The sequence below is a fragment of the Acinetobacter sp. NPDC052428 genome, assembly GCF_044547685.1.
Classification (GTDB): domain Bacteria; phylum Pseudomonadota; class Gammaproteobacteria; order Pseudomonadales; family Moraxellaceae; genus Acinetobacter; species Acinetobacter lwoffii_G.
Genome location: NZ_JBIUAT010000008.1, coordinates 60,293 through 80,050 on the forward strand (window position 1 = coordinate 60,293; position 19,758 = coordinate 80,050).

Genomic DNA, 19,758 nt, shown 5'->3' on the forward strand with positions numbered 1-19,758 from the left:
GCTAACAGTTCCGATTATGGATAATTTATAGATCGCACAAGACCTAATGTGAACTTGTCACACAGTGGGATTGAAATTCCGTATCAACCCAATTTATGTTAGTGTACAGTTACTTGACAAATTTATAGCTTTTTTTAGGTAGTTGCAATGCAAACAAGCGTTCATTGGTTAGAGAATGTTGCTTTTGAAGCAAAAACTCAAAGTGGTCATAGCCTTATCATGGATGGTTCAGCTGAATACGGTGGTGAAAACCGTGGTCCCCGTCCTATGGAACTGCTTTTAACGGGTCTGGGCGGTTGTGCGTCTTTTGATATTGTTACCATTTTAAAGAAGGCTCGTCAGGATATTACCGATGTACGCTGCGAATTAAAGGCTGAACGTGCAGATACAATTCCGGCAGTATTCACGAAAATTCACTTGCATTTTGTAGTGACCGGCAAAGCGATTAAAGAGAAACAGGTCGCAAAAGCCGTAGAACTTTCTGCTGAAAAATATTGCTCTGCCAGCAAAATGCTGTCTGATGGCGGTGTTGAAATCACCCATGATTATGAAATAATCGAAGCAGAATAAAATCTAGATTCTGTAAAAAAAGCGGCTGGAAAAGCTGCTTTTTTTGTATCAGAAAATTACCTTTTCTCAGAACCGCTGAACTGAATACTGATTGCCATCTTCAAAGCTCAAGATATTTTCTGGAAATCTTAAGGCGCCGAGTCGATGTCTGAACGCGACACCCTGTTGACGATCGAGATAGCGTTTACCCACTGAATAATCCACACAAAATACGTTTTGTTGCTGTCCATACCATTGCAGTGCATCGATCGATTTGAGTAAACCGGTTTTTTCTTCAGTAGATTTAAAGTTCCGCCAATAATGTCCAGTAATGACTGGAATTTGGTCGGTATAGCTGTCCCACCATGGCACGCGGTCGATCATCCGCCACCTTCCACCGGCATAAATCGGTTCTAAGGCGATTTTTTCCGCACCAGAAGTAATGACCCGAATCGGATTGTGCATTTGCTCACGTAGCTCTTTTTCTGCGAGATGTTGCAATAAAGGTAAAGTTGCAGCCGGGTCTTTGAACTGGTGTTGGTAGCGTTGCTGCTCTATCTGGATGAATTCATTAATACCTAAGGCTTGCAGATCCAGCGCTGTATGTTGAACGAAATCAGCATAGGCTTCGCCAAGCGAAGTAAAACCAGAATTGCGTAATTGATCAATTGATCCTTGATGCCAACAGGCATGTACAACACGCAGCTGCTCCGACTCCAAGGCCAACGGTAAGCTATTTAAAAAATCCAGAATCCATTGTCGATCTTTGATTGAGGCTTGGATCGAATCAAAAGGTTTCAGATCATCCTGATGCGGTGAACCAAAAAACCAGCCATTGCCTTCCCGCAAAGTATCGGTCAATAGGTTCAATTCATGATTACCCATCACACATTGTGCATAGCCTTCATCTACCAGCTGTTTGACGCGTTTGATCACCGCAACACTGTCTTGCCCCCGGTCACATAGATCACCGACAAAAATTAGTTTGCGCTGTTCTGGATGATGACCATTCCGGTCATAACCTAATACCTGGATCAGTTGTTCCAGCGCGGCAATCTCACCATGAATATCCCCTACGATGTCCACGGGACCAGTGAAAGCCTGCTGTATAAATGAGTACTTCATTTATGCATCCTGAATTAAGTCTAAAACAGAATATATCCCTAATAAGTATCCTTTAAATTTATGAAGATCTGAATACAGAATGAATCATCATTTAAATAATTTAACCCGAATCACGGATAAGAAATTGACTTGAAAAATAAGAGGACTAGAGCCATCAGTTGAGTTACCAAACCAAACTCACAACTCTAGTCCTGATGTTCAATAGTACCGATTCTGCTTAATTGATGATTTCTTTCTTAAATTTGAAGCAACTTATTGGAAGTTCCTCAAACAAAGTCATCATTCTCTAAGAATCAGAAATGCTCAGCTCACAATTTCAGAAATCTGCTTTATCACCATTTGGTACAAATGTTCTCATTTCAATAATTTCAAAGCCTTTTTTACATGGCTAAAGCTGGATAAAAGCTTTTTATTTAAGCACTTGCCTTGCTGCCAACGCATGATTCACTTGATCAATAGGCATGAATTAGCACTACGTGCCCTGTATGTAGCTTTGATGAAAGGCAAAGATAAACAATACTTATAGATTGATTCAACAACGCTACCTGTTTGTAAAAATCAACGTATTCAATGCCATAAATCATTAGCCCAAATCGCATCACGTGGCAAAAGTTCTATGGGTTGGTTTTATGGCTGTAAATTACATATCGTGATGAACCAATTTGGTGAAATTAGTTGTTCTACTTTATCGAATGGACATGTTGCTGACATAAAAATGGTTGAGCAATTGGTTGATGGTTTTGCATCGCTTCAAACAGTTCATTTACGCTGACTTCCTGAATCCGGCTTTTTGCATTCTGGATCAATTGCTCTGCAGTTTTCATCATTTTCATTCTTCCTCGGCCATTAAAATTATATTTTGTATAAACGATGCTCAGGTAGATTGAAAGCGTTTGAGTTGAAGTTCCAAACCGGTTGGTTTAGCCCATGAGTGCTGAATAGATTAAATACATCGCCACTCCAACCACGGTAGTGGCAAATATTTTCTGTACCTTGTTACTGTCAATCCGCTGCATCAAACTGCGTCCAATTAACATTCCGATAATACAGGCCAGGACAAAGGTCAGCGTAACCGAAACAGGATATTGAAAGCCATCCAGCACGTGTGCAGAAATACTGACCCCACCAATCAGGAAAATAATCATCAGGGAAGTCGCAACGATACTGCGCATATCAAGGTCGGTGAATTTACGCAGGGCTGGAACAATTACCCCCCCCAACCCCCAATAGACCGGTTAATAAACCTGCCACGATACCAATACCTGCCAGGAACGAAGCAGTTTTGACATTCCAGATCAAACGACCGGTGGTTTGATTGACCTTACACGGTGCATTGCCATGATCGGTCACTTTATTAAAGAAGATCCGGTAAGCCACAATCAGCATCACCAGACTGAAAGCCAGCGTTAGCCAGACCGGAGAAACGATATCAGCCAGATGTACGCCATAACGGGCTGAAGGAATACTGATCAGCGCGATCCAGAGCGCAGCACGATAACGCACAATACGCTTGAACAAACCCTCGAACGTTCCGACCAAGGCGGACAGCGTGACTGCAAGCAATCCCACCGGCGCAGCTTGGGCCACGGTCCAACCCTGACTCGCCATCAGTGCCGGTACAGCCAGAATGCCGCCACCGGCACCAGTCAAACCCAATAGCACTCCGATAACCAGCCCTTCAAGTATTAATGCCCACATCGCCCTCTCCCTTATCCACAAAAGTGATTCAATAAAGGTTGAACTTTTTGTTGAATCACGACACAAGCTTATTTGAAGTAGTTAAGAGGAAGCTTGAGGTAAGAAACACCATTTTCTTCTGGCTCAGGAAACTGCCCTGCTTTCATATTGATCTGAATCGCCGGTAGAATCAGCTTAGGCATATTGAGTCCTGAATCTCGTTGATTTCGCATCTGAGCAAATTCAGCTTTGCTGACTCCCTGATGAATATGAATATTCTGTGTCTTTTGTGTCTGGATATCAGATTCACACACATACGATTCACGTGTTTCAGGCAAATAGTCATGACATAAAAAGACCCGGGTATCTTCTGGCAACTGAAACAGGTTTTGTACCGAATCATAAAGCTGTTCTGCGCTGCCTCGCGGAAAGTCACAACGTGCTGTACCATAATCTGGCATAAACAGGGTATCACCCACAAAAACCGCATCACCAATCACATAACTCAGACAAGCAGGCGTATGTCCCGGTGTTGGAATGTTATAGGCCTTCAATGTTCCGATTTGGAACGACTCATGATCTTCAAATAAATAATCAAAGAGCTGCTGGGCATTCCATTGTTTAATATCCAGATGATAAATCGCGCCAAAAGTTTCCTGTACAATGCCAATTTTCTGGCTCATGGCAATCTTGCCACCTAACTCAGCTTTAAGATATTGCGCTGCAGTCAGATGATCAGCATGGACATGGGTTTCGAGAATCCACTCAACCGTTAAACCCTGCTCTTTAATATAGGCAATAATCTTATCGGCATGAACAGTTGAGGTACTTGCCGATGCCGGATCATAATCCAGAACGCTATCAATAATAGCGCAGGCTTTGGTCGCCGGATCACGTACAACATAACTGAAGGTATTGGTATCTTCGTGAAAAAAATCTTTTACTATAGGTAAGTTTGACATCGTTAAGCTCCTGACCATTTACGGTGAATCCATACACCCACCAGCATTGCTACAATAAAATAGAGCACTTGATAGTGGCCTAAACCGATCAAGGTGAAACTTGGTGCCGGACAGATGCCGGCAATGCCCCAACCTGCACCAAATAAAACCGCACCCGTGATCAGTTTTTTATCTATCTGATTATTTTTAGGTAAATCAATGGGTTCATTAAAAACTGTTTTTGGTTGCGCCGTACGTAATGCTTTCTGGAAGGGAATAAAGGCCACAGCAATCGCGCCCATCATGACAAAGGCCAGACTGGCATCCCAATCGCCAAACAGATCCAGGAAATCGAGTACTTTTTCCGGATTGGACATGCCCGATACCATCAGCCCCACAGAGAACAGCGCACCAAATAAAAAGGCAAACACATTTTTCATTTTAGAATGCTCCTGTGATATGACGGATAATATAAACAGCGACAAAACCTGCAAACATGAAAGTCATGGTCGCGATGATAGAACGCTTAGACAGGCGACTGATGCCACAAATTCCGTGACCACTGGTACAGCCCGAACCCAGACGTGTCCCAAAGCCCACCAGCAGACCTGCCACAATCATCATCAGTGGGCTGGCATTCAATTCGATTTCAGGTTGTACAAACAGACCATAAATAAACGGTGTGAGGATCAAACCTAATAAAAACCAGATTGCAGGTGTTTTAAACATGGTTTTTGAGTTTAAGACTTGCCCAATCAAACCACTGATCCCTGCAATACGGCCATTGACGTAAAGATAGCCAACCACGGAAAGCCCGAGCATTAAGCCGCCAATAAATGCGATGAGGAAGTCATGCATGATGAATTAATCCCTATACAATATACTTCTTTATATTATATAATAAAAAATATTAATCAAGCAGTTTTATGGTAAATTATGTAAACTGCATGGGCTACATCAAAAGTTGTGAGGACATTTATGGATATGATTGCTGAAAATGCCAAAATTGATTTTTCTCAAGTCGATTTCGTCAGCCAATGCCTAAAAGTTTTGGCCAATCCTGATCGTCTGAAAATCTTATGTGTCCTGGTCGATGGGGAAATGAATGTTCAGGAAATTGAAGAATCTACCGACATTCATCAACCCACACTTTCACAACAGCTGACTGTGCTACGTAAGGGTGACATGGTCAGCACCCGACGTGAGGGTAAACAGATTTTCTATCGTCTGAGTGATCCCAAGGTCTTGAGCCTGATGCAAAAACTGTACGAGCTGTATTGTGCGAATTAATCCGCTTAGTACAGCCATACAGGATGCTGGGTATAATAACCATTGATAAACTCCGCCGGTCGTAGGGATGGCAATCCCCATCGATATTGTAGGATTGAGGCCATATTGACCAACATGTAAACACAATCACCGCAATCCCCATCCACTGTGCATAGGCTATTTTTTATGCATAACGTTGATGATCGACTAATTACAATAGCCGGTTGGTTTTTTTAATCACAAACCCAATGCAATTAATGTCAGACCACTCCGGTTTCATGCCAGAGCGGTTCATTCCAAAGCAAACAGTATCCGTGGATGATCCAAAGTTGACATATCTCATCCAATCTTATTGTTCAAAAATTTCCTTGACGTCCATCGCCAGGCCTTGAGTGGATTTAAATTCACCCTGATTATTTTTCCAGGCCATCGACGGTGTGGAGAAAAAGCCGTATTTCCCCATTAGGGCCTGGTTGGCATCAATTTTTGCAGCAATTTCGGCAGGAATCTTTTCCATTTTCTTGAGCTGCTTTTTGCCTTTATTCTTGTTTATATCATTAAAAACTGCTGCTGGATTTTTCGACATTAACAATGTGGCCACCTGGCCACGGCTTTCTTGACGGATCACACCGACCTGAATATGACGCAACTGTACCTTGCCTGATTCGACCCAAGGCCGAGCCGCTTGCCAGAATTTATAGCAATATGGGCAATTCGGATCGGAAAAGACATAAACCACCCGTGGTGCATCTGGCTTGCCATCCTGGATCCAGGTCGATTTTTCCAGGGTTTTCCATACATCGTCCAATACCGCTTTTTTCATATGCTTTTCAATCTGCTCATTGGAAAGGCTTTTCCCTTGTGCATCAAACAGTTCGCCCTTGATATAGTATTTATCATCATTGGAGATAAATACCGTATTGGAGTACTGGTCTTCATGCCCCACCCAGCCGGTCATTCCTTGTGGTGCCGGAATCTGTTTTACAAACACAAAACCCTGTTTTTCAATATTCTGTTTAATATTTGCCTGCGTGTGCATGCTCATGATCAGAAACATGCCTGCACCAAGCACCTGGTTAATTTTATTCATACTACGTCCTTCCGTTTTTTAAGGTTGATCTGAAATCTTGTTTAAATATTGCTGCAACATGGCCGGACTGAGTTCCCCCATATGCCGCTCGACCAGCTGACCTTGAGCATTAAAAAACAGCGTCGTTGGCAGGCCGAAACTATTCAGCTGCTGGGGTAGTTCACCATATGGGTCCAGCAGGACATGTTTAAATTGAAACTGATGTTTTCTTAAATAGGCATTTACGGTGGCTACCTCCTCACCCTGATTGAGCATGACAAAATTCACTTGAGGATGCTGCTTGGCTGCTTTAGCCAACACCGGCATTTCACGGTGACACGGCGGACACCAGCTCGCCCACAAATTAATTACCGTGGGCTGGCCAATGAATTGGCTGAGTGAAACCTTGTCTGTACCCAGACGCTCCTGTTCTAGTCCAGCAAAGGCGAGATCAGGAAACGCTGCTTCAGTTTTTAGACTGGATTTGAACGCGAGCCCAAGCCCGATCCAGAGTACCAATATGATCAACAAGATGGCTTTGAATCGGGTCTGCAGCTGTCTGTTTCGAATGACATACCACAAAGCACCAAGCAGCACCCCTCCCCATAAATGGAAACCTTTGTCCTGGATTTTCAGTATGTCGATGGGTGCTGCAAAATACAGCTCGGCATTGAGCAGAACGAAAATAAGACGCGCACCCAGCATCCCCAGCAAAAAACTGCTCCAGAGCAAATCCTGACTTTGCCCAAGCTGCTGTTTAGACCATGAATACTTTCTGGCTAATCCAAACAGGATGGCAGATAACAGCATCAAGCCAGTGGCAACAATAATAAGTGCCCAGGGCAACATCAAAGGTCCCAGATGCAGTGCATCACTGGAAATCATCATGGTTGCTCTCCTTGCAGTTGCTGCAATGTGCCTAGTAAATGTGTCGCGCTAAAGCTTCCGGTTAAACGCAAGTCTCGCTGTTCCTGATGCGCTGCATTTAGAAATATGAAGGTGGGTGGTCCGAGGATTTGCCATTCTTTTAGCAGCTCATCCTGACTTGGATGATAGTGGGTCAGGTCTAATTTGATACGAACCACATTTTGTAAAGCCGTCTGGACATCACTACGTGGAATCACATCCTTTTCAATCGGTTGACAGGCCACACACCAGTCTGCATAGACATCAATCACCACCGGGTGTGCAGGATGTTTAACTAAAACCTGTCGCAATTGTGCGGCTGTACTGACCTTCTGCCATTCAAGCCGTGATTCTACATGGGCCACCTGTACCTGACTCCAGACATGGTAGAGCTGCATGCCTCCTGCATAGACCAGTAAACCACTGAGCAGCATCAGGCCTATTTTCGCTACAGACCGATGCACATGAGGCAGCATCTTGAACAAGAAGTAGCCTGAACAGGTGATCAGTACCACACCCAAAAGGCTCAGGTATAAAATGCCGGGCAATAGTGGACGGGCGAAATACAAGGCCAGCGCCAGCATGACAAAGCCAAAACTAAACTTCAGGCGATCCATCCAGATACCAGGCTTGGGTAAAAGATGGGACCCAAATACGGCAGCAATAAATAGTGGCAAGCCCAGCCCAAGGCCTAAGACGAACAGATAACTGGCTCCCAGCATTGGTTGATTAAGCTGAGACACATAGATTAAGGCACCGGCCAACGGTGCACTCATACATGGCCCGACAATCAGTGCCGCGATCATGCCCATAAGACCGGCACCAATCAGCGTGCCACCCTTCTGCTTTTGCTGCCATTGATCCAGACGCTGCAACATGCCTTGGGGTAAGGACAGCTGAAATGCTCCGAACAGATTAAGTGCGAACAAAACAAACAGAATGCTGAAAATACTGATGAATACCGGACTTTGAAACCAGCGCTGAAAACTGTAACCGAGCTGTGCCACAGCAAGTCCCATGACCGCATAGACCAGTGCCATACCCAAAACGAAAACCAGTGCAATCAGTGCCGCACGGTAGCCCCGGTGCTGCTGAACCAGAATTCCCGTTAAAATTGGAATTAAAGGTAAAGAACATGGTAAAAATGCCAGCAGAATGCCAAGCCCGAGAAAAATCAGGGCATTAATTAACAGACCTTGTTCTGACAGCAGACTTAAAAAATACTGGTCATTGTTCCACTGACTATTCATGCCTGCTGACGAAGTTTGATTTTTAGGGTCTGCAATGAGCTGGTCATTTTTCTCTGTTAATTCCACCTCAGGCTGCACCACAGGTTCAGAAACTGCAGCGACTTGTATTTCCTCTACCTTTTCTTCGGTCAATGCTTTATCTGTACTTGGAGTTTGCTCTATAGCTTGGAGCTCATCTTTCTGAGCAGTCAGAATTTTTTCGTTTGCTTCTGGCGGTACAGTGCTGGTCAGCAGTTTTGGGGTTTTGCTCAAGTTTTGCGCTGGAAATAAACCATCTGCATCAGTTTTTACTGTGGTGCGTTGTACCGGATAACATAAACCGCTTTCTGCACAGCCCTGCCACTGCACCACAAACTTCTGGTTGGGCTGAACCTTCATATTGGTTTTGACTTGTCCATAATGGACCTGGGTCAAACCGAAATTGGGGTCATCTTTGTCTTCGGGTTTGGGCAGTGCCAACTTGACTGGGGTCTGCTGATGAGACACTTTAAGCTGGTCATGATACAAGTAATAGCCATCTGCGATTTTCCAGCTAAGCTCTGCCTGATCCTGGCTTGTAGAAACCACCTGAAACTGAAATGCCTGATCTGGTGGTAAAAAGTCTGCATGTGCAGTTCCCGTCATGATTCCACCGCCGATCACGGCACCCAATATCCACTTCAACATCCAGCTGATCTCCTCCTGTTAGGACTGCATTATTGAAAAACTAAAATTAAGGCAACATTAACAGCCCAAATCATTTATAAAATAATGGCAGTTTGATCAGGATGTTCTATGTTTATTGTATTGGTTGAGGATGATCCCTATATCGCACAGAGCATTTGTGCTGCTCTGAACTATCTAAATATTTCAGTGGAGCATGTCAGTAACGCACGTGCTGCAGATTATTTTATCCGGCATAGTGCAGTCGATTTGTGTTTACTGGATTTAGGCCTGCCGGATCAGGATGGTCTGGACTTGCTGCACAGCTGGCGGCGCGACCAGATTGATCTCCCGGTACTGGTATTGACGGCGCGGCTGCGGACCGATCAGTGTGTTCAGGCCCTGAATGCCGGTGCCGATGACTATCTGACCAAACCCTTTGAACTGGAGGAACTGATTGCCCGGATTCATGCCCTCACCCGTCGCCACCGCGGCTTTGCCTCCAATACCCTGCAATTTGATGAACTGGTTCTAAATCGGGATACCCAGACTGTGATCTATCAAGACCAGACCGTGAATTTATCTCGCCGTGAATTCAGCCTGCTGGAAACCCTGATGAGCCACCCCAACCAGATCCTGAAAAATGAACAGCTTATTGACAAGCTCTATGGTTTTCAGGACGCTATCGAGAGCAATGCCCTGAATGTACACATTTATCACCTGAGACAAAAACTGCATCCAGATTTAATTCAGACCATTCGTGGTGTGGGATATATTTTCAAACCGTTTGAGCAGCGTCATGTTTAGTCACAGCTTGAAATGGCGTTTGGTCATGAGCCTTTTGGCCGTGTTTATTGTGCTGTGGAGTGCAGTATTTTCATGGCTGTATATTGACCTGAAACAACGCTTACAAGACACACTGGATCAACGCTTATCGGCATCTGCACAAATGGTTGCCCGGCTGATTCAGCAGTTACCACTGGATAGTCTAGGGGATGCAACCTTATCCAAATTAGCCAAGAATGATGATGCAAACCAGTTAATTGCCTGTGAAGTTTCTCTTTTTAGCTCTGACATCTCGTTAGGTAATCAGGTGATTGCCAAAACACGCGGTGCCCCCCAAAATTTAAGCCAGCGACCAGAAGGATTCAGCACCTGGCAGCAGGGTGATACGGAATGGCGCAGTTATGTTCTGCGTCGTGGCGATATTCAGGTGGTGGCAGCAGAACGTATGTTCTTGAGGGATACCTTACTACAGCAGATTCTGCAGTCCGTACTGATTCCCTTGGTCTTCTCACTGCTGATCTGTATTGCCCTGATCATCTTTATTATCCGCAGACAGTTCCGGTCTTTGGATCAGCTCAGTCAATACCTGAACCAGAAAAACCTTAGCTATTCAGAGGTGGCTGATTTTTTAATGCAGCTCAAGCCTGCAAGTATTCCCCAAGAAGTACAGCCTTTTGTCAACAATTCCACGCAGTTGATTCAGAAACTCAATGACAGTCTGCAACAGGAGAAAGCCTTTAGTGCCTATGCTGCACATGAATTACGCAGTCCCCTGACTGCAATTAAAACCCATGTACAACTGGCCCAGCTGATCGGTCAGCAGCAGCACCTGCCTGAATCCATTCAGCATAATTTGCAGCAGGCCAATGAGAGTATCCGGCGTTATACGCTGTTACTCGAGCAGCTTTTATTGCTGACCCAATCAGAAAACAGTATCCAGGCAATGCCTGAGGCCATCTGGCTTCGCCCCACACTTGAGAAAGTTCTTGCAGACTTAGGTACACGCTATCCAGAAATGAACAAAAAAATACAGGTAAACTGGGACAACTTGGGCGAAATTCAGCTGCCTGAATTTGTGCTGTATACCGTACTGAAAAATCTGCTTGAAAATGCCCTGCTGCATGCACAGGCTGCCCATATCTGGATTTCCATGCAGTCTGGTTGCCTAGTGATTGAAGATGATGGACAGCAACTGACAGCACAGGATATCCAACATTTAGGACAACGCTTCTGGCGCAAATCTGCTCAGCAGCACGGCCATGGTTTAGGACTGGCATTGACCGCTAACCTGTTAAAACAGTATGGCTATCAGCTCTCTTTCAATGCCCGACAGCCCTATGGGCTTCGCATTGAAATCAATTCAATACAATCGAAAACCCTAGAGATTTTTTGAAATAAAAATTCTTACTTTTCAACATCCAATAAAGATATCACCAATTCAAATCACTTCCTTTGTTTATACAAATAACTTTTTCTTCAACAAAAACCTTCTCTGTATTCTCAAGTTTATGATCAGGCGATCACAACGCACTTTTAATTTTTAGCATAGAAACAGGTATAAAAATAATAAGACCCCTCTATGAAAACAAAAATGCCAGAGAAAAAAGATCACTTGATGCAACTAGGCCTGTCACCAATTAGCTTAAGAAAATCTAATCTGTCCTCATTATTTTTTCATGACTAAACGCTATGCATTAAGAGATGATCAGTGGGAACAGATTAAGGATCTGTTGCCCGGACGAGCAAGTACTGTTTGAGTAACTGCCAAAGACAACAGGGTATTTGTTGAAGCAGTATTGTATCGGTATCGTTCAAGTATTCCGTAGTGAGATTTACCAGAATGCTTTGGGGATTTTAGAGTCGTGCACACTCGCTTTAGCCCTAAAAGTCCAGGATAATCACCACCCCACAGTTCTGATTAATTTTTTAAAAATTTCCTTTCGATGGCCGGGCTTGCGCTAAACTCAAAGCATCTTATCGCACCGTAATGCACTGTTATGGAATTCAAGGCCTGGTATAAGCTTCGCAGATTTATTTATGACAATTTGCATAATGAAGAACACGAAAGCATCTTAAGTCGCGTCATCAATATATTTCTGATTATATTGATTATTGGGAATACTGCTGCCGTTTTACTTGAATCAATCAATGACCTCTATCAATCCTATCAGCTGCTGTTTGATGCCTTTGAATTATTCTCGATCTTTATTTTTACCCTGGAATATTTATTAAGATTTTGGGCCATTGCGGAAAAAGACCCCTTTGAAGGTGCATGGAAAAACCGATGGTTATGGATCCGTAGTGGCGGTGCCATCATTGACCTGTTGGCGATTCTCCCGGCCTATATTAACTTCTTTGTGCATCTCGATTTACGCTTCCTGCGAATCCTTCGATTATTCAGATTACTCAAATTAACCCGTTATTTCGTCTCCCTGCAGATTTTATTGCGGGTGATCAAGCGCGAAAAGGGCTCATTTCAGGCGGTTATTTTTATCCTGCTGATCATGATCATCATCGCGGCGGCTGGAGTATATGTGGTTGAAAATAAGGCTCAACCAGAAGTCTTTAGCTCCATCCCTGCATCCATGTGGTGGGCAGTGGTGACACTGACCACGGTCGGCTATGGCGATGTGACACCAATCACCCCCTTAGGCCGCTTTCTAGGGGCTTTAATTACTATTTTAGGGGTGGGTCTGGCAGCGCTTCCTGCGGGTATTCTGGCAAATGGTCTGGCCAATGAGCTGAGACAGCGCAAGCACAAACTGGAATTAAGATTTCGTGAACTGCTCGATGATGCAGAAATTGACTTAATTGAAGATCAAGAAAAAATTGAAATTTTACGTAAAGAAGTCGGACTGAGCAAAGAACAAATGCAGGATATCCTGTTAGAACTTATTCATGAGCGTAAGAAAGAACAACTCGAGCAGGAAAAAAACAAATATTTCTTCTGTCCACATTGTGGGCATAAGTTACCTGATTAAATTCGAACGTCAATGCAAGCGTATCATCACGAGCATCAGACCATCGGGTATGACGCTCGTTGCAGACAGATACTATTCACTCAATCCACTCGACTGAATCAGGATCAAATCCTCTCAGGCCAAAAATGCAGCGATGTCTTCCGCTATTGCCCGGGCTGTTCGGGAAACACCGACTAGCGTTGCCGAAGCAGCACCGGTCCATTCTCCATAGCCCACCAGCCATAAATTCGGCACCTTAACCGAGCGGCCGTTCTGAACCGCGATGGTCTGGTCTTGTTGGATAATTCCGAGGCTGCTGAGATGATTCAGCGCCGCCTTAAATCCAGTACACCAGATCACTGCATCCACTTGCGCTGTGCTGCCATCTTCCCAAATCACGCCATCTTCAGTGAACGCTGTAAATGGCCGTTCGCTATGTAGTACACCACGTGCACGTGCCTCTTTGACTGAATCAATCATGACAATATCTCCCAGACCACCAATGGGCTGATCAATTTTTCTGCCCTCCTGCTGGGCTTTCAGGCGCTCGGTCGCCCTTAAGAACAGGACACGGCCATCGACATCATCCGCCAGAAACTGCGGCGGTGTCTGGGTGATCCAAAGCGTTTCGGCCACCTGAGATACTTCTGCCAAGATTTGTGCACCAGAGTTACCGCCACCCACCACCATGACTTTCTTGTTTTTAAATAACTCAGCATTTTTATAATCTGCGGAATGCAGTTGCACGCCCTGAAAATGCTCACGGCCGGCATACTTGGGAATAAACGGGTGACTCCATGTTCCCGTAGCACTCACCACCGCTTTGGCTTTCCAGGATTGTTCACCAGCATAGACCTCTAAAGATGTCCCCTGGTTTTCCACGCGATCCACATGCACCGGACGAACTACAGGAAAGTGATAGCGCTGCTCATAGGCGGTCAAATAATCGATCACCTCATTGCGGGTCGGATAGGTCTGTTCGGTCGCCGGCATCATCCAGCCTGACAGGGAGCTCCAGCTATTCGGGGAGAAAAGGCGCAAGGACTCCCAGGCATGCTGCCAGGCACCTCCAGGCTGAGGCTGATCATCCAGGATGATAAACGGAATGTTCTTGCGCTTTAAGAAATAAGCCATGGACAAACCGGCCTGTCCACCACCGATGATGATCACATCAACTTCAGCTTGTGATTGAGCCAAAATATTTCCCCCCTTCTTTATTGTCATCAAATAAAAACCCAGCCTGCTTATCAGACTGGGCGTATTTCATAAAATTTTCAAGCGTTTAAATTAGCCTTTCCATTGCTCAAGATACTTTTCAGTCTCTCTGATCACCTAAAATTTATAAACTACGCTGATTTACCCGTTTGGAAAGCTCTTCAGCCGATTCCTTACGTTCTGAATAACGGTTGGTCAAATAAGCACTTTGCCCACGGGTCAGCAAGGTAAATTTATACAGTTCTTCCATCACATCTACAATCCGGTCATAGAATACTGATGGCTTCATTCGTCCATCTTCTTCAAATTCCAGGAATGCTTTTGGAATTGAAGACTGATTTGGAATCGTGATCATCCGCATCCAACGCCCCAAAACACGCATCTGGTTCAGGCTGTTAAAGGACTGTGATCCCCCACTGACTTGCATCAAGGCAAGGGTTTTTCCTTGAGTGGCACGAATTGCCCCTCCTGCCAGTGGAATCCAGTCAATCTGGGATTTAAAGATGGAACTCATAGAACCATGGCGTTCCGGTGAACACCACACCATACCTTCAGCCCATGCCAGAAGCTCATGCAGTTCTTTTACTTTTGGATGTTCAGTATCAGCATCTTCCGGTAAAGGCAGTCCTTTGGGATGGAAGATTTTTACTTCTGCCCCAAAATATTCAAGGATTCGACCAGCTTCAAGAACTGCAAGGCGACTGTAAGAACGTTCCCGATTAGAACCATAGAGCAGCAAAATCCGAGGAGGATGAGCTAGTTCTTTGGCTTGGACTTTTTCAAAGGTGGGTTGTTCAATAAGATTTGGATCTACGTTAGGCAGGTTCATCATCTCAAGCCTCTTTAAAATATTTCTTTCTTAGCCACAGTGAAACACTCACTAAAGCAATTAATACAGGTACTTCAACCAATGGCCCAATAATCGTGGTAAAAGCAACCGGCGAAGCAATACCAAAAGTTGCAATAGCGACTGCAAGTGATAATTCAAAATTATTTCCAGCCGCAGTAAATGAGATTGCAGCAGTTTTTGGATAATCATTGCCCATCCATTTACTCATAAAGAAGCTAATAAAGAACATGGCCACAAAGTAAATGATTAAAGGAATCGCGATGCGTAAAACTTCCAGTGGAAGACTCACGACATCACCCCCTTTCAAGCTAAACATCGCCAAAATCGTAAACAGCAAAGCCATCAAACTTAGCGGGCTGATTTTTGGAATAAACTTGGTTTGATACCATTCCACGCCTTTTTGTTTCACCAAAATTAAGCGCGTTAAGAAACCCAATAAGAACGGAATTCCAAGATAAACCAGAACAGCATGGGTAATGGTCCAGAAGCTAACATTGATCACTTGAGCTTCAATACCAAAATATGGCGGAAGGAAGGTCAGGAATAACCAGGCGTAGGTACTGAAGAATAAAATCTGGAAAATACTGTTAAACGCCACCAATGCTGCAACATATTGGTTATCACCACAGGCCAGACCATTCCACACCAGTACCATGGCAATACATCGAGCTAAACCAATCAGGATCACGCCTGTCATATACTCTGGATAGCTATGCAAAAAAATCACAGCCAACGCAAACATCAGTACCGGAGCAATCAACCAGTTTTGAATTAAAGATAGCGTCAGGGTTTTTTTATCCTTAAACACTTGCGGCAAGGTCGCATAATCCACTTTTGCCAGGGGTGGATACATCATCAGAATCAGGCCAATCGCGATTGGAATATTGACTGAATTAATACTGAATTGATCCAGAGCAACCGATGCTTGAGGAAAAAAGTTTCCTATTGCGATGCCTAACGCCATGGCAATAAAAATCCAGAGCGTCAGGTTGCGATCTAAAAAGGACATGCGTTTTTCAGACATGTGACTTACTCAACATTCGAAATTTGATTAATCGCTGCAATCAATTGCGAGCGAGAAAGCTCATCTACGTTAAGTTTAAACAAAGCATCCAGGCGACGATTGATATGTTCAACAGTGTTCATAAAGGCTTGCATTTTTTCTTCTTTATCCACCTCTAAATGGGACGGATCAGACAGGCCCCAGTGCGCCTTGATCGCTCCGCCAAGATAAAGAGGACACGCTTCCTGTGCAGCCGCATCACAGACGGTAATCACCACGTCTGGCTGATACTGTTCACAGGCATCAATCGTCTTGCTGGATAAGCCTTCAGTCGACAAGCCCAGATTGTGCAGGGTTTCAAGCGTCAAGGGATGCACCTGACCGGAAGGTTTGCTGCCAGCACTGTAAGCGACCCAGCCTTCTGGCGCACGGCTATTGAACAACACTTCAGAGAGAATGCTGCGGCAACTGTTCCCCGTGCATAAAAACAAAAATTTCATGAAAACTTACTCGCAATGGCTCTGAATCGATAGAGCGGAAGAATCAAATAAAACCGGAACGTCACTACGTTTCAGTACGTCCAGAATTTCAAAGCACCAGGCCGGCAATTGCTGATTAATGCTGTAGTACACCCACTGGCTTTGCCGGCGATCGTTGAGTAAACCACAAGAACGTAACAAGGCCAGATGACGTGAAATTTTCGGCTGGCTTAACTGCAGTTTATCGGTCAGATCACAGACGCATTGCTCTTTGTTTTGTGCAATTAGCAGGACAATACTGAGACGTGTTTCATCAGATAAACATTTAAAAAACTGAACGTGGTCCATAATTGCTCCCATTTTTTATGCAAATATACACATATCCATATATATGGTAAAGATGATTTGTCAAAAATGATATCCAGATCAGAATATGCCTACCAGAAAGCGCTCGCTTGAACAATTTCCCGCTTTTTCCGATATAGATCATCGTCAATGTGTTTTTCAGATAAAAAAGCTCCAATCAAGTTGAAGCTTTTTCGCATGGGGGGACACTTTATTTTACCCGATTGCCCTGTTCATCCACGATGATTTCACCGTCTTCTTTGGCAAAGGCTTTTAATTGTGGCAAACGCAGAATATCCAGTACCACTTCCGATGGACGGCATAATCGGGTTCCAAACTCGGTAACCACCAACGGGCGATTGATCAGGATCGGATGTTGCAGCATGGTATCCAGCAGTTTCTCATCGCTCCAGCCGGCATCATCCAGATTCAGCTCGGTGTAGGGATCGACATTTTTACGGAGCACTTCACGAACCGTCAAACCGGCATCCCGAATCATGTTGACCAGCTGATCTTTCGAGGGTGGCGTAAGCAGATATTCGATCACTTCCGGCTCAATTCCCGCATTGCGAATTAACGCCAGCGTATTGCGTGAGGTGCCACAGGCCGGGTTATGATAAATTTGGACTTTTGGCATTTGATTCATGAGCTTCCCTCTTATCAATGAATCATAGTTTTATATATGAATATACGCATATTCGCAATATAAAATATATGTGCTTTATGAATAAAATCTGAGATGAGGACTCTAAAACCATTGGAAACAGTTTCAAAATGAGGCTGTCTTATGTCTAGGATACTGGGAGCAGTCCAGTTGATCCGGATGCTTATTACGGAGACATGCAATCTGATGACATTATTATGGTTCGTTACGGTGATGATGCTACTTTCAAAAATTAGTTATTGAGACAAATGGAAAAAGATATCTTCAGGCTCTAAGTCCAGAGTTCAAGCCAAATATTATTGAGTTAAACAACCAATGTATATTTGTAGGTCAGGTAGTTAACTGTATACGCTATGTTTATCGAGCGAGAACAAGATTTAGAAAGAATTAACAAAAGCCAATATATTCAGCGTTGTCTAAATTGATAAAATCGCCGTTTTCTACAGAAAATTTAAGATTGTTAAGGATTGAAGTGAATATTCAAAATGATTTACCAGAACTAAGTAATTACAGTGAGTTAAGCAGTAAAGAGCAATTAACTATCCATCAAATGCTTATTTCGTACGTACGCTCAGATCACCTCTATAATATTATCTTGACCCATAATGTTGAACCTTACGACTTAGTTAAACTTGTAAGTATTAGTTTTGAGAATAGAGATGCTGCTATCTGGGTTCATTTTGAAACTATTACAGCTGAGAGACTGACAATGCCTCTCGATTTTATTTCAAGAATAGAAGTATGTAATTACGAAGTTTTTTAAGACTAGAATCGAGTCCCCCTAGCGTGGGGATTTATGTTAAATAAGATCTAAGACAAAATAGAAATACTCTTGGTAACATACATAAGAAGCCAGCAGCTTTTGCAGCTATATAATTCTTGACCTTTTTATGGGAAATATGTGGTCTAAAAATTATCCCTATAAAACATCATAAGTTGTCATTAAAAAGTAAACATGTATTCTTTTCCGAATTGGTTTGATACTTTCTCCACCCATTGCTCTATTTTGTCAGCTGTCATGACTTGAAAATCTCGCCAATAATATTTCATCTGCTTCCATACTATCTCGATTCGATTTAACTCAGGGCTATAAGCTGGAATAAAATACAGATTCGTCGAAAAGTTAGTTTTAAGTAGCTCTCTGTAATCAGCCATCTTTTTACTTCTATGAATCGAGGCATTATCAACAATAAGAACCAATGGAAGGTTATACATCTGTTTTACTTGTTGAGCTATTCCAGTTAAATAGGCATAAAACCAAGTGCTTTTCACTGACTCTTGTAAACAGCTTGTCACCAGTTTCCCCGTTGAAAGCAAACACCCCATGACATTAACTCGTTTTAATCTTATTGCATCAACCGCATGAACATCACCTATCTTTGTCCACGCATAGCGGTTATCAGGTGTAGATGAAAATCCTGTTTCATCAACATAACCTAATATAATTTCACCACGTGCCGCTTGCTCTCGTAATTCTTCAATCTGCTGTGTTGCTTGTTCAAATGCAATCGGATCTCTTTTTTTTCAAGCTATGACGGGTACGCTTGAAGACCATACCTGAATCACGTAAAAACTTACGAATGGTTTCAACAGACACGGACACTTCGTATTCTTCATGTAGTTTGACTCGGATTTGTTCTGCATTGAGTGGACTTGTATTGACCCAATCTAGGATTTTCGCCTGATAGTCTGAGATCAATGTATTGGGTCGACCTGAGCGATGGCCTTCTTTAATCGATTCAAACTCATACAATTCCCAACGTCGGCGTTGTAGCCTTATGGTTTCTGGGATACGTTCTTGTAGAGTGGCAACTTCCGCAACACTTTTACCTTCGGAAAGCCAGAGAATAGTTTGGGCACGTTGCCTTTCACGCCAATGTTTTGCATGCTTGACCAGAAAAATGAGTCGTTCTCGCTGTTCTAAACTAAGTGGTACAGAAACAATTCTAGGCATGTGTGAACATCTGTTAACTAAAAAAACCTTTTCGCATCATTAGTTATTTTTGTCAACTTATAAATCCTATAATT

At 43.6% G+C, this 19,758-nt stretch carries 22 protein-coding genes and 4 pseudogenes; 9 read left to right on the forward strand and 17 right to left on the reverse strand.

Annotated elements, in window-relative coordinates; translation table 11 throughout:
- Nucleotides 1-147 precede the first annotated feature (147 nt).
- Nucleotides 148-570: an OsmC family protein gene (locus ACIG3F_RS07180; RefSeq protein WP_004280142.1), complete on the forward strand. Its 423-nt coding sequence runs from the start codon at nt 148-150 to the stop codon at nt 568-570.
- A 66-nt stretch (nt 571-636) separates the two neighbouring features.
- Here ACIG3F_RS07180 and ACIG3F_RS07185 read toward each other — a convergent pair whose 3' ends face one another.
- Nucleotides 637-1,674 (reverse strand): metallophosphoesterase, encoded by a 1,038-nt coding sequence (locus ACIG3F_RS07185; protein ID WP_005262073.1) that lies wholly within the window; start codon nt 1,672-1,674, stop codon nt 637-639.
- A 220-nt stretch (nt 1,675-1,894) separates the two neighbouring features.
- Here ACIG3F_RS07185 and ACIG3F_RS07190 point away from each other — a divergent pair.
- Nucleotides 1,895-2,425 (forward strand): annotated as a pseudogene (locus ACIG3F_RS07190) (transposase); the annotation flags it as partial.
- On the opposite strand, the gene ACIG3F_RS07195 reads toward ACIG3F_RS07190, so the two are convergent.
- The 5 genes and pseudogenes from ACIG3F_RS07195 to ACIG3F_RS07215 all read right to left on the reverse strand — a co-directional run bounded on the left by ACIG3F_RS07195 (nt 2,355) and on the right by ACIG3F_RS07215 (nt 5,150).
- Nucleotides 2,355-2,501, reverse strand: coding sequence for a hypothetical protein (locus ACIG3F_RS07195; RefSeq protein WP_396469704.1), 147 nt, complete (start codon nt 2,499-2,501; stop codon nt 2,355-2,357). The pseudogene ACIG3F_RS07190 and the gene ACIG3F_RS07195 sit on opposite strands and share 71 nt — an antisense overlap.
- Before the next feature lie 93 nt (nt 2,502-2,594).
- Nucleotides 2,595-3,372 (reverse strand): annotated as a pseudogene (locus ACIG3F_RS07200) (sulfite exporter TauE/SafE family protein).
- Between the two features lie 68 nt (nt 3,373-3,440).
- Nucleotides 3,441-4,313 carry an MBL fold metallo-hydrolase gene (locus tag ACIG3F_RS07205; RefSeq protein ID WP_396469705.1) on the reverse strand — a complete coding sequence of 291 codons (873 nt, stop codon included), beginning with the start codon at nt 4,311-4,313 and terminating at the stop codon, nt 3,441-3,443.
- A gap of 2 nt (nt 4,314-4,315) precedes the next feature.
- Nucleotides 4,316-4,732, reverse strand: coding sequence for a DUF6691 family protein (locus ACIG3F_RS07210; protein ID WP_005404969.1), 417 nt, complete (start codon nt 4,730-4,732; stop codon nt 4,316-4,318).
- Between the two features lies 1 nt (nt 4,733).
- The gene (locus ACIG3F_RS07215) at nt 4,734-5,150 is read right to left on the reverse strand and encodes a YeeE/YedE family protein (RefSeq protein WP_016659403.1); all 417 of its coding nucleotides are present in this window, start codon (nt 5,148-5,150) and stop codon (nt 4,734-4,736) included.
- A 120-nt stretch (nt 5,151-5,270) separates the two neighbouring features.
- On the opposite strand from ACIG3F_RS07215, the gene ACIG3F_RS07220 reads away from it, so the two are divergent.
- Nucleotides 5,271-5,582: a metalloregulator ArsR/SmtB family transcription factor gene (locus ACIG3F_RS07220; protein ID WP_005107334.1), complete on the forward strand. Its 312-nt coding sequence runs from the start codon at nt 5,271-5,273 to the stop codon at nt 5,580-5,582.
- A gap of 328 nt (nt 5,583-5,910) precedes the next feature.
- On the opposite strand, the gene dsbG is transcribed toward ACIG3F_RS07220, so the two are convergent.
- From dsbG to dsbD, 3 genes are read right to left on the reverse strand one after another with little or no spacing between them, the layout of a single operon-like run.
- Entirely contained in the window at nt 5,911-6,651 is a 741-nt protein-coding gene (gene dsbG / locus ACIG3F_RS07225) for a thiol:disulfide interchange protein DsbG (RefSeq protein ID WP_396469706.1), read from the reverse strand.
- Nucleotides 6,652-6,669: 18 nt separating this feature from the next.
- Nucleotides 6,670-7,518 carry a prolipoprotein diacylglyceryl transferase family protein gene (locus ACIG3F_RS07230; protein ID WP_396469707.1) on the reverse strand — a complete coding sequence of 283 codons (849 nt, stop codon included), beginning with the start codon at nt 7,516-7,518 and terminating at the stop codon, nt 6,670-6,672.
- A complete protein-coding gene (gene dsbD, locus ACIG3F_RS07235; protein WP_396469708.1) occupies nt 7,515-9,452 on the reverse strand; it encodes a protein-disulfide reductase DsbD in 1,938 nt (645 codons plus the stop codon). Before dsbD ends, ACIG3F_RS07230 begins: the two co-directional genes overlap by 4 nt.
- A gap of 108 nt (nt 9,453-9,560) precedes the next feature.
- On the opposite strand from dsbD, the gene ACIG3F_RS07240 reads away from it, so the two are divergent.
- The 4 genes and pseudogenes from ACIG3F_RS07240 (at nt 9,561) to ACIG3F_RS07255 (ending at nt 13,195) form a co-directional block, all read left to right on the forward strand.
- Nucleotides 9,561-10,235, forward strand: coding sequence for a response regulator transcription factor (locus ACIG3F_RS07240; RefSeq protein WP_114542120.1), 675 nt, complete (start codon nt 9,561-9,563; stop codon nt 10,233-10,235).
- Nucleotides 10,228-11,607: an ATP-binding protein gene (locus tag ACIG3F_RS07245; protein ID WP_004730032.1), complete on the forward strand. Its 1,380-nt coding sequence runs from the start codon at nt 10,228-10,230 to the stop codon at nt 11,605-11,607. The genes ACIG3F_RS07240 and ACIG3F_RS07245 overlap by 8 nt, the downstream gene beginning before the upstream one ends.
- A gap of 283 nt (nt 11,608-11,890) precedes the next feature.
- Nucleotides 11,891-12,037: pseudogene (locus ACIG3F_RS07250) on the forward strand (IS5/IS1182 family transposase); the annotation flags it as partial.
- A 174-nt stretch (nt 12,038-12,211) separates the two neighbouring features.
- Nucleotides 12,212-13,195, forward strand: coding sequence for a potassium channel family protein (locus tag ACIG3F_RS07255; protein ID WP_004280160.1), 984 nt, complete (start codon nt 12,212-12,214; stop codon nt 13,193-13,195).
- A gap of 114 nt (nt 13,196-13,309) precedes the next feature.
- On the opposite strand, the gene ACIG3F_RS07260 is transcribed toward ACIG3F_RS07255, so the two are convergent.
- From ACIG3F_RS07260 to arsC, 6 genes are all read right to left on the reverse strand, one after another.
- Complete coding sequence (locus ACIG3F_RS07260) at nt 13,310-14,371, reverse strand: ArsO family NAD(P)H-dependent flavin-containing monooxygenase (RefSeq protein WP_396469709.1); 1,062 nt, start codon at nt 14,369-14,371, stop codon at nt 13,310-13,312.
- Between the two features lie 142 nt (nt 14,372-14,513).
- Complete coding sequence (arsH, locus tag ACIG3F_RS07265) at nt 14,514-15,218, reverse strand: arsenical resistance protein ArsH (RefSeq protein WP_396469717.1); 705 nt, start codon at nt 15,216-15,218, stop codon at nt 14,514-14,516.
- Nucleotides 15,219-15,222: 4 nt separating this feature from the next.
- Complete coding sequence (gene arsB / locus ACIG3F_RS07270; RefSeq protein ID WP_004730035.1) at nt 15,223-16,263, reverse strand: ACR3 family arsenite efflux transporter; 1,041 nt, start codon at nt 16,261-16,263, stop codon at nt 15,223-15,225.
- 5 nt (nt 16,264-16,268) lie between these two features.
- Complete coding sequence (locus tag ACIG3F_RS07275) at nt 16,269-16,742, reverse strand: arsenate reductase ArsC (RefSeq protein WP_396469710.1); 474 nt, start codon at nt 16,740-16,742, stop codon at nt 16,269-16,271.
- Between the two features lie 6 nt (nt 16,743-16,748).
- Nucleotides 16,749-17,069, reverse strand: a complete 321-nt coding sequence (locus ACIG3F_RS07280) for a metalloregulator ArsR/SmtB family transcription factor (RefSeq protein WP_396469711.1) — start codon at nt 17,067-17,069, stop codon at nt 16,749-16,751.
- Between the two features lie 208 nt (nt 17,070-17,277).
- Nucleotides 17,278-17,712 (reverse strand): arsenate reductase (glutaredoxin), encoded by a 435-nt coding sequence (arsC, locus tag ACIG3F_RS07285; protein ID WP_004280168.1) that lies wholly within the window; start codon nt 17,710-17,712, stop codon nt 17,278-17,280.
- A gap of 167 nt (nt 17,713-17,879) precedes the next feature.
- Between arsC and ACIG3F_RS07290 the strand changes: the two are divergent.
- Nucleotides 17,880-18,121, forward strand: a pseudogene (locus ACIG3F_RS07290) (S24 family peptidase); the annotation flags it as partial.
- 81 nt (nt 18,122-18,202) lie between these two features.
- A complete protein-coding gene (locus ACIG3F_RS07295) occupies nt 18,203-18,493 on the forward strand; it encodes a hypothetical protein (RefSeq protein WP_004280169.1) in 291 nt (96 codons plus the stop codon).
- 179 nt (nt 18,494-18,672) lie between these two features.
- Here ACIG3F_RS07295 and ACIG3F_RS07300 read toward each other — a convergent pair whose 3' ends face one another.
- Both ACIG3F_RS07300 and ACIG3F_RS07305 read right to left on the reverse strand, forming a co-directional pair.
- Nucleotides 18,673-19,239 (reverse strand): IS630 family transposase, encoded by a 567-nt coding sequence (locus tag ACIG3F_RS07300; protein WP_143115427.1) that lies wholly within the window; start codon nt 19,237-19,239, stop codon nt 18,673-18,675.
- Entirely contained in the window at nt 19,229-19,684 is a 456-nt protein-coding gene (locus ACIG3F_RS07305) for a helix-turn-helix domain-containing protein (protein WP_004647755.1), read from the reverse strand. Before ACIG3F_RS07305 ends, ACIG3F_RS07300 begins: the two co-directional genes overlap by 11 nt.
- Between the last annotated feature and the right edge of the window lie 74 nt (nt 19,685-19,758).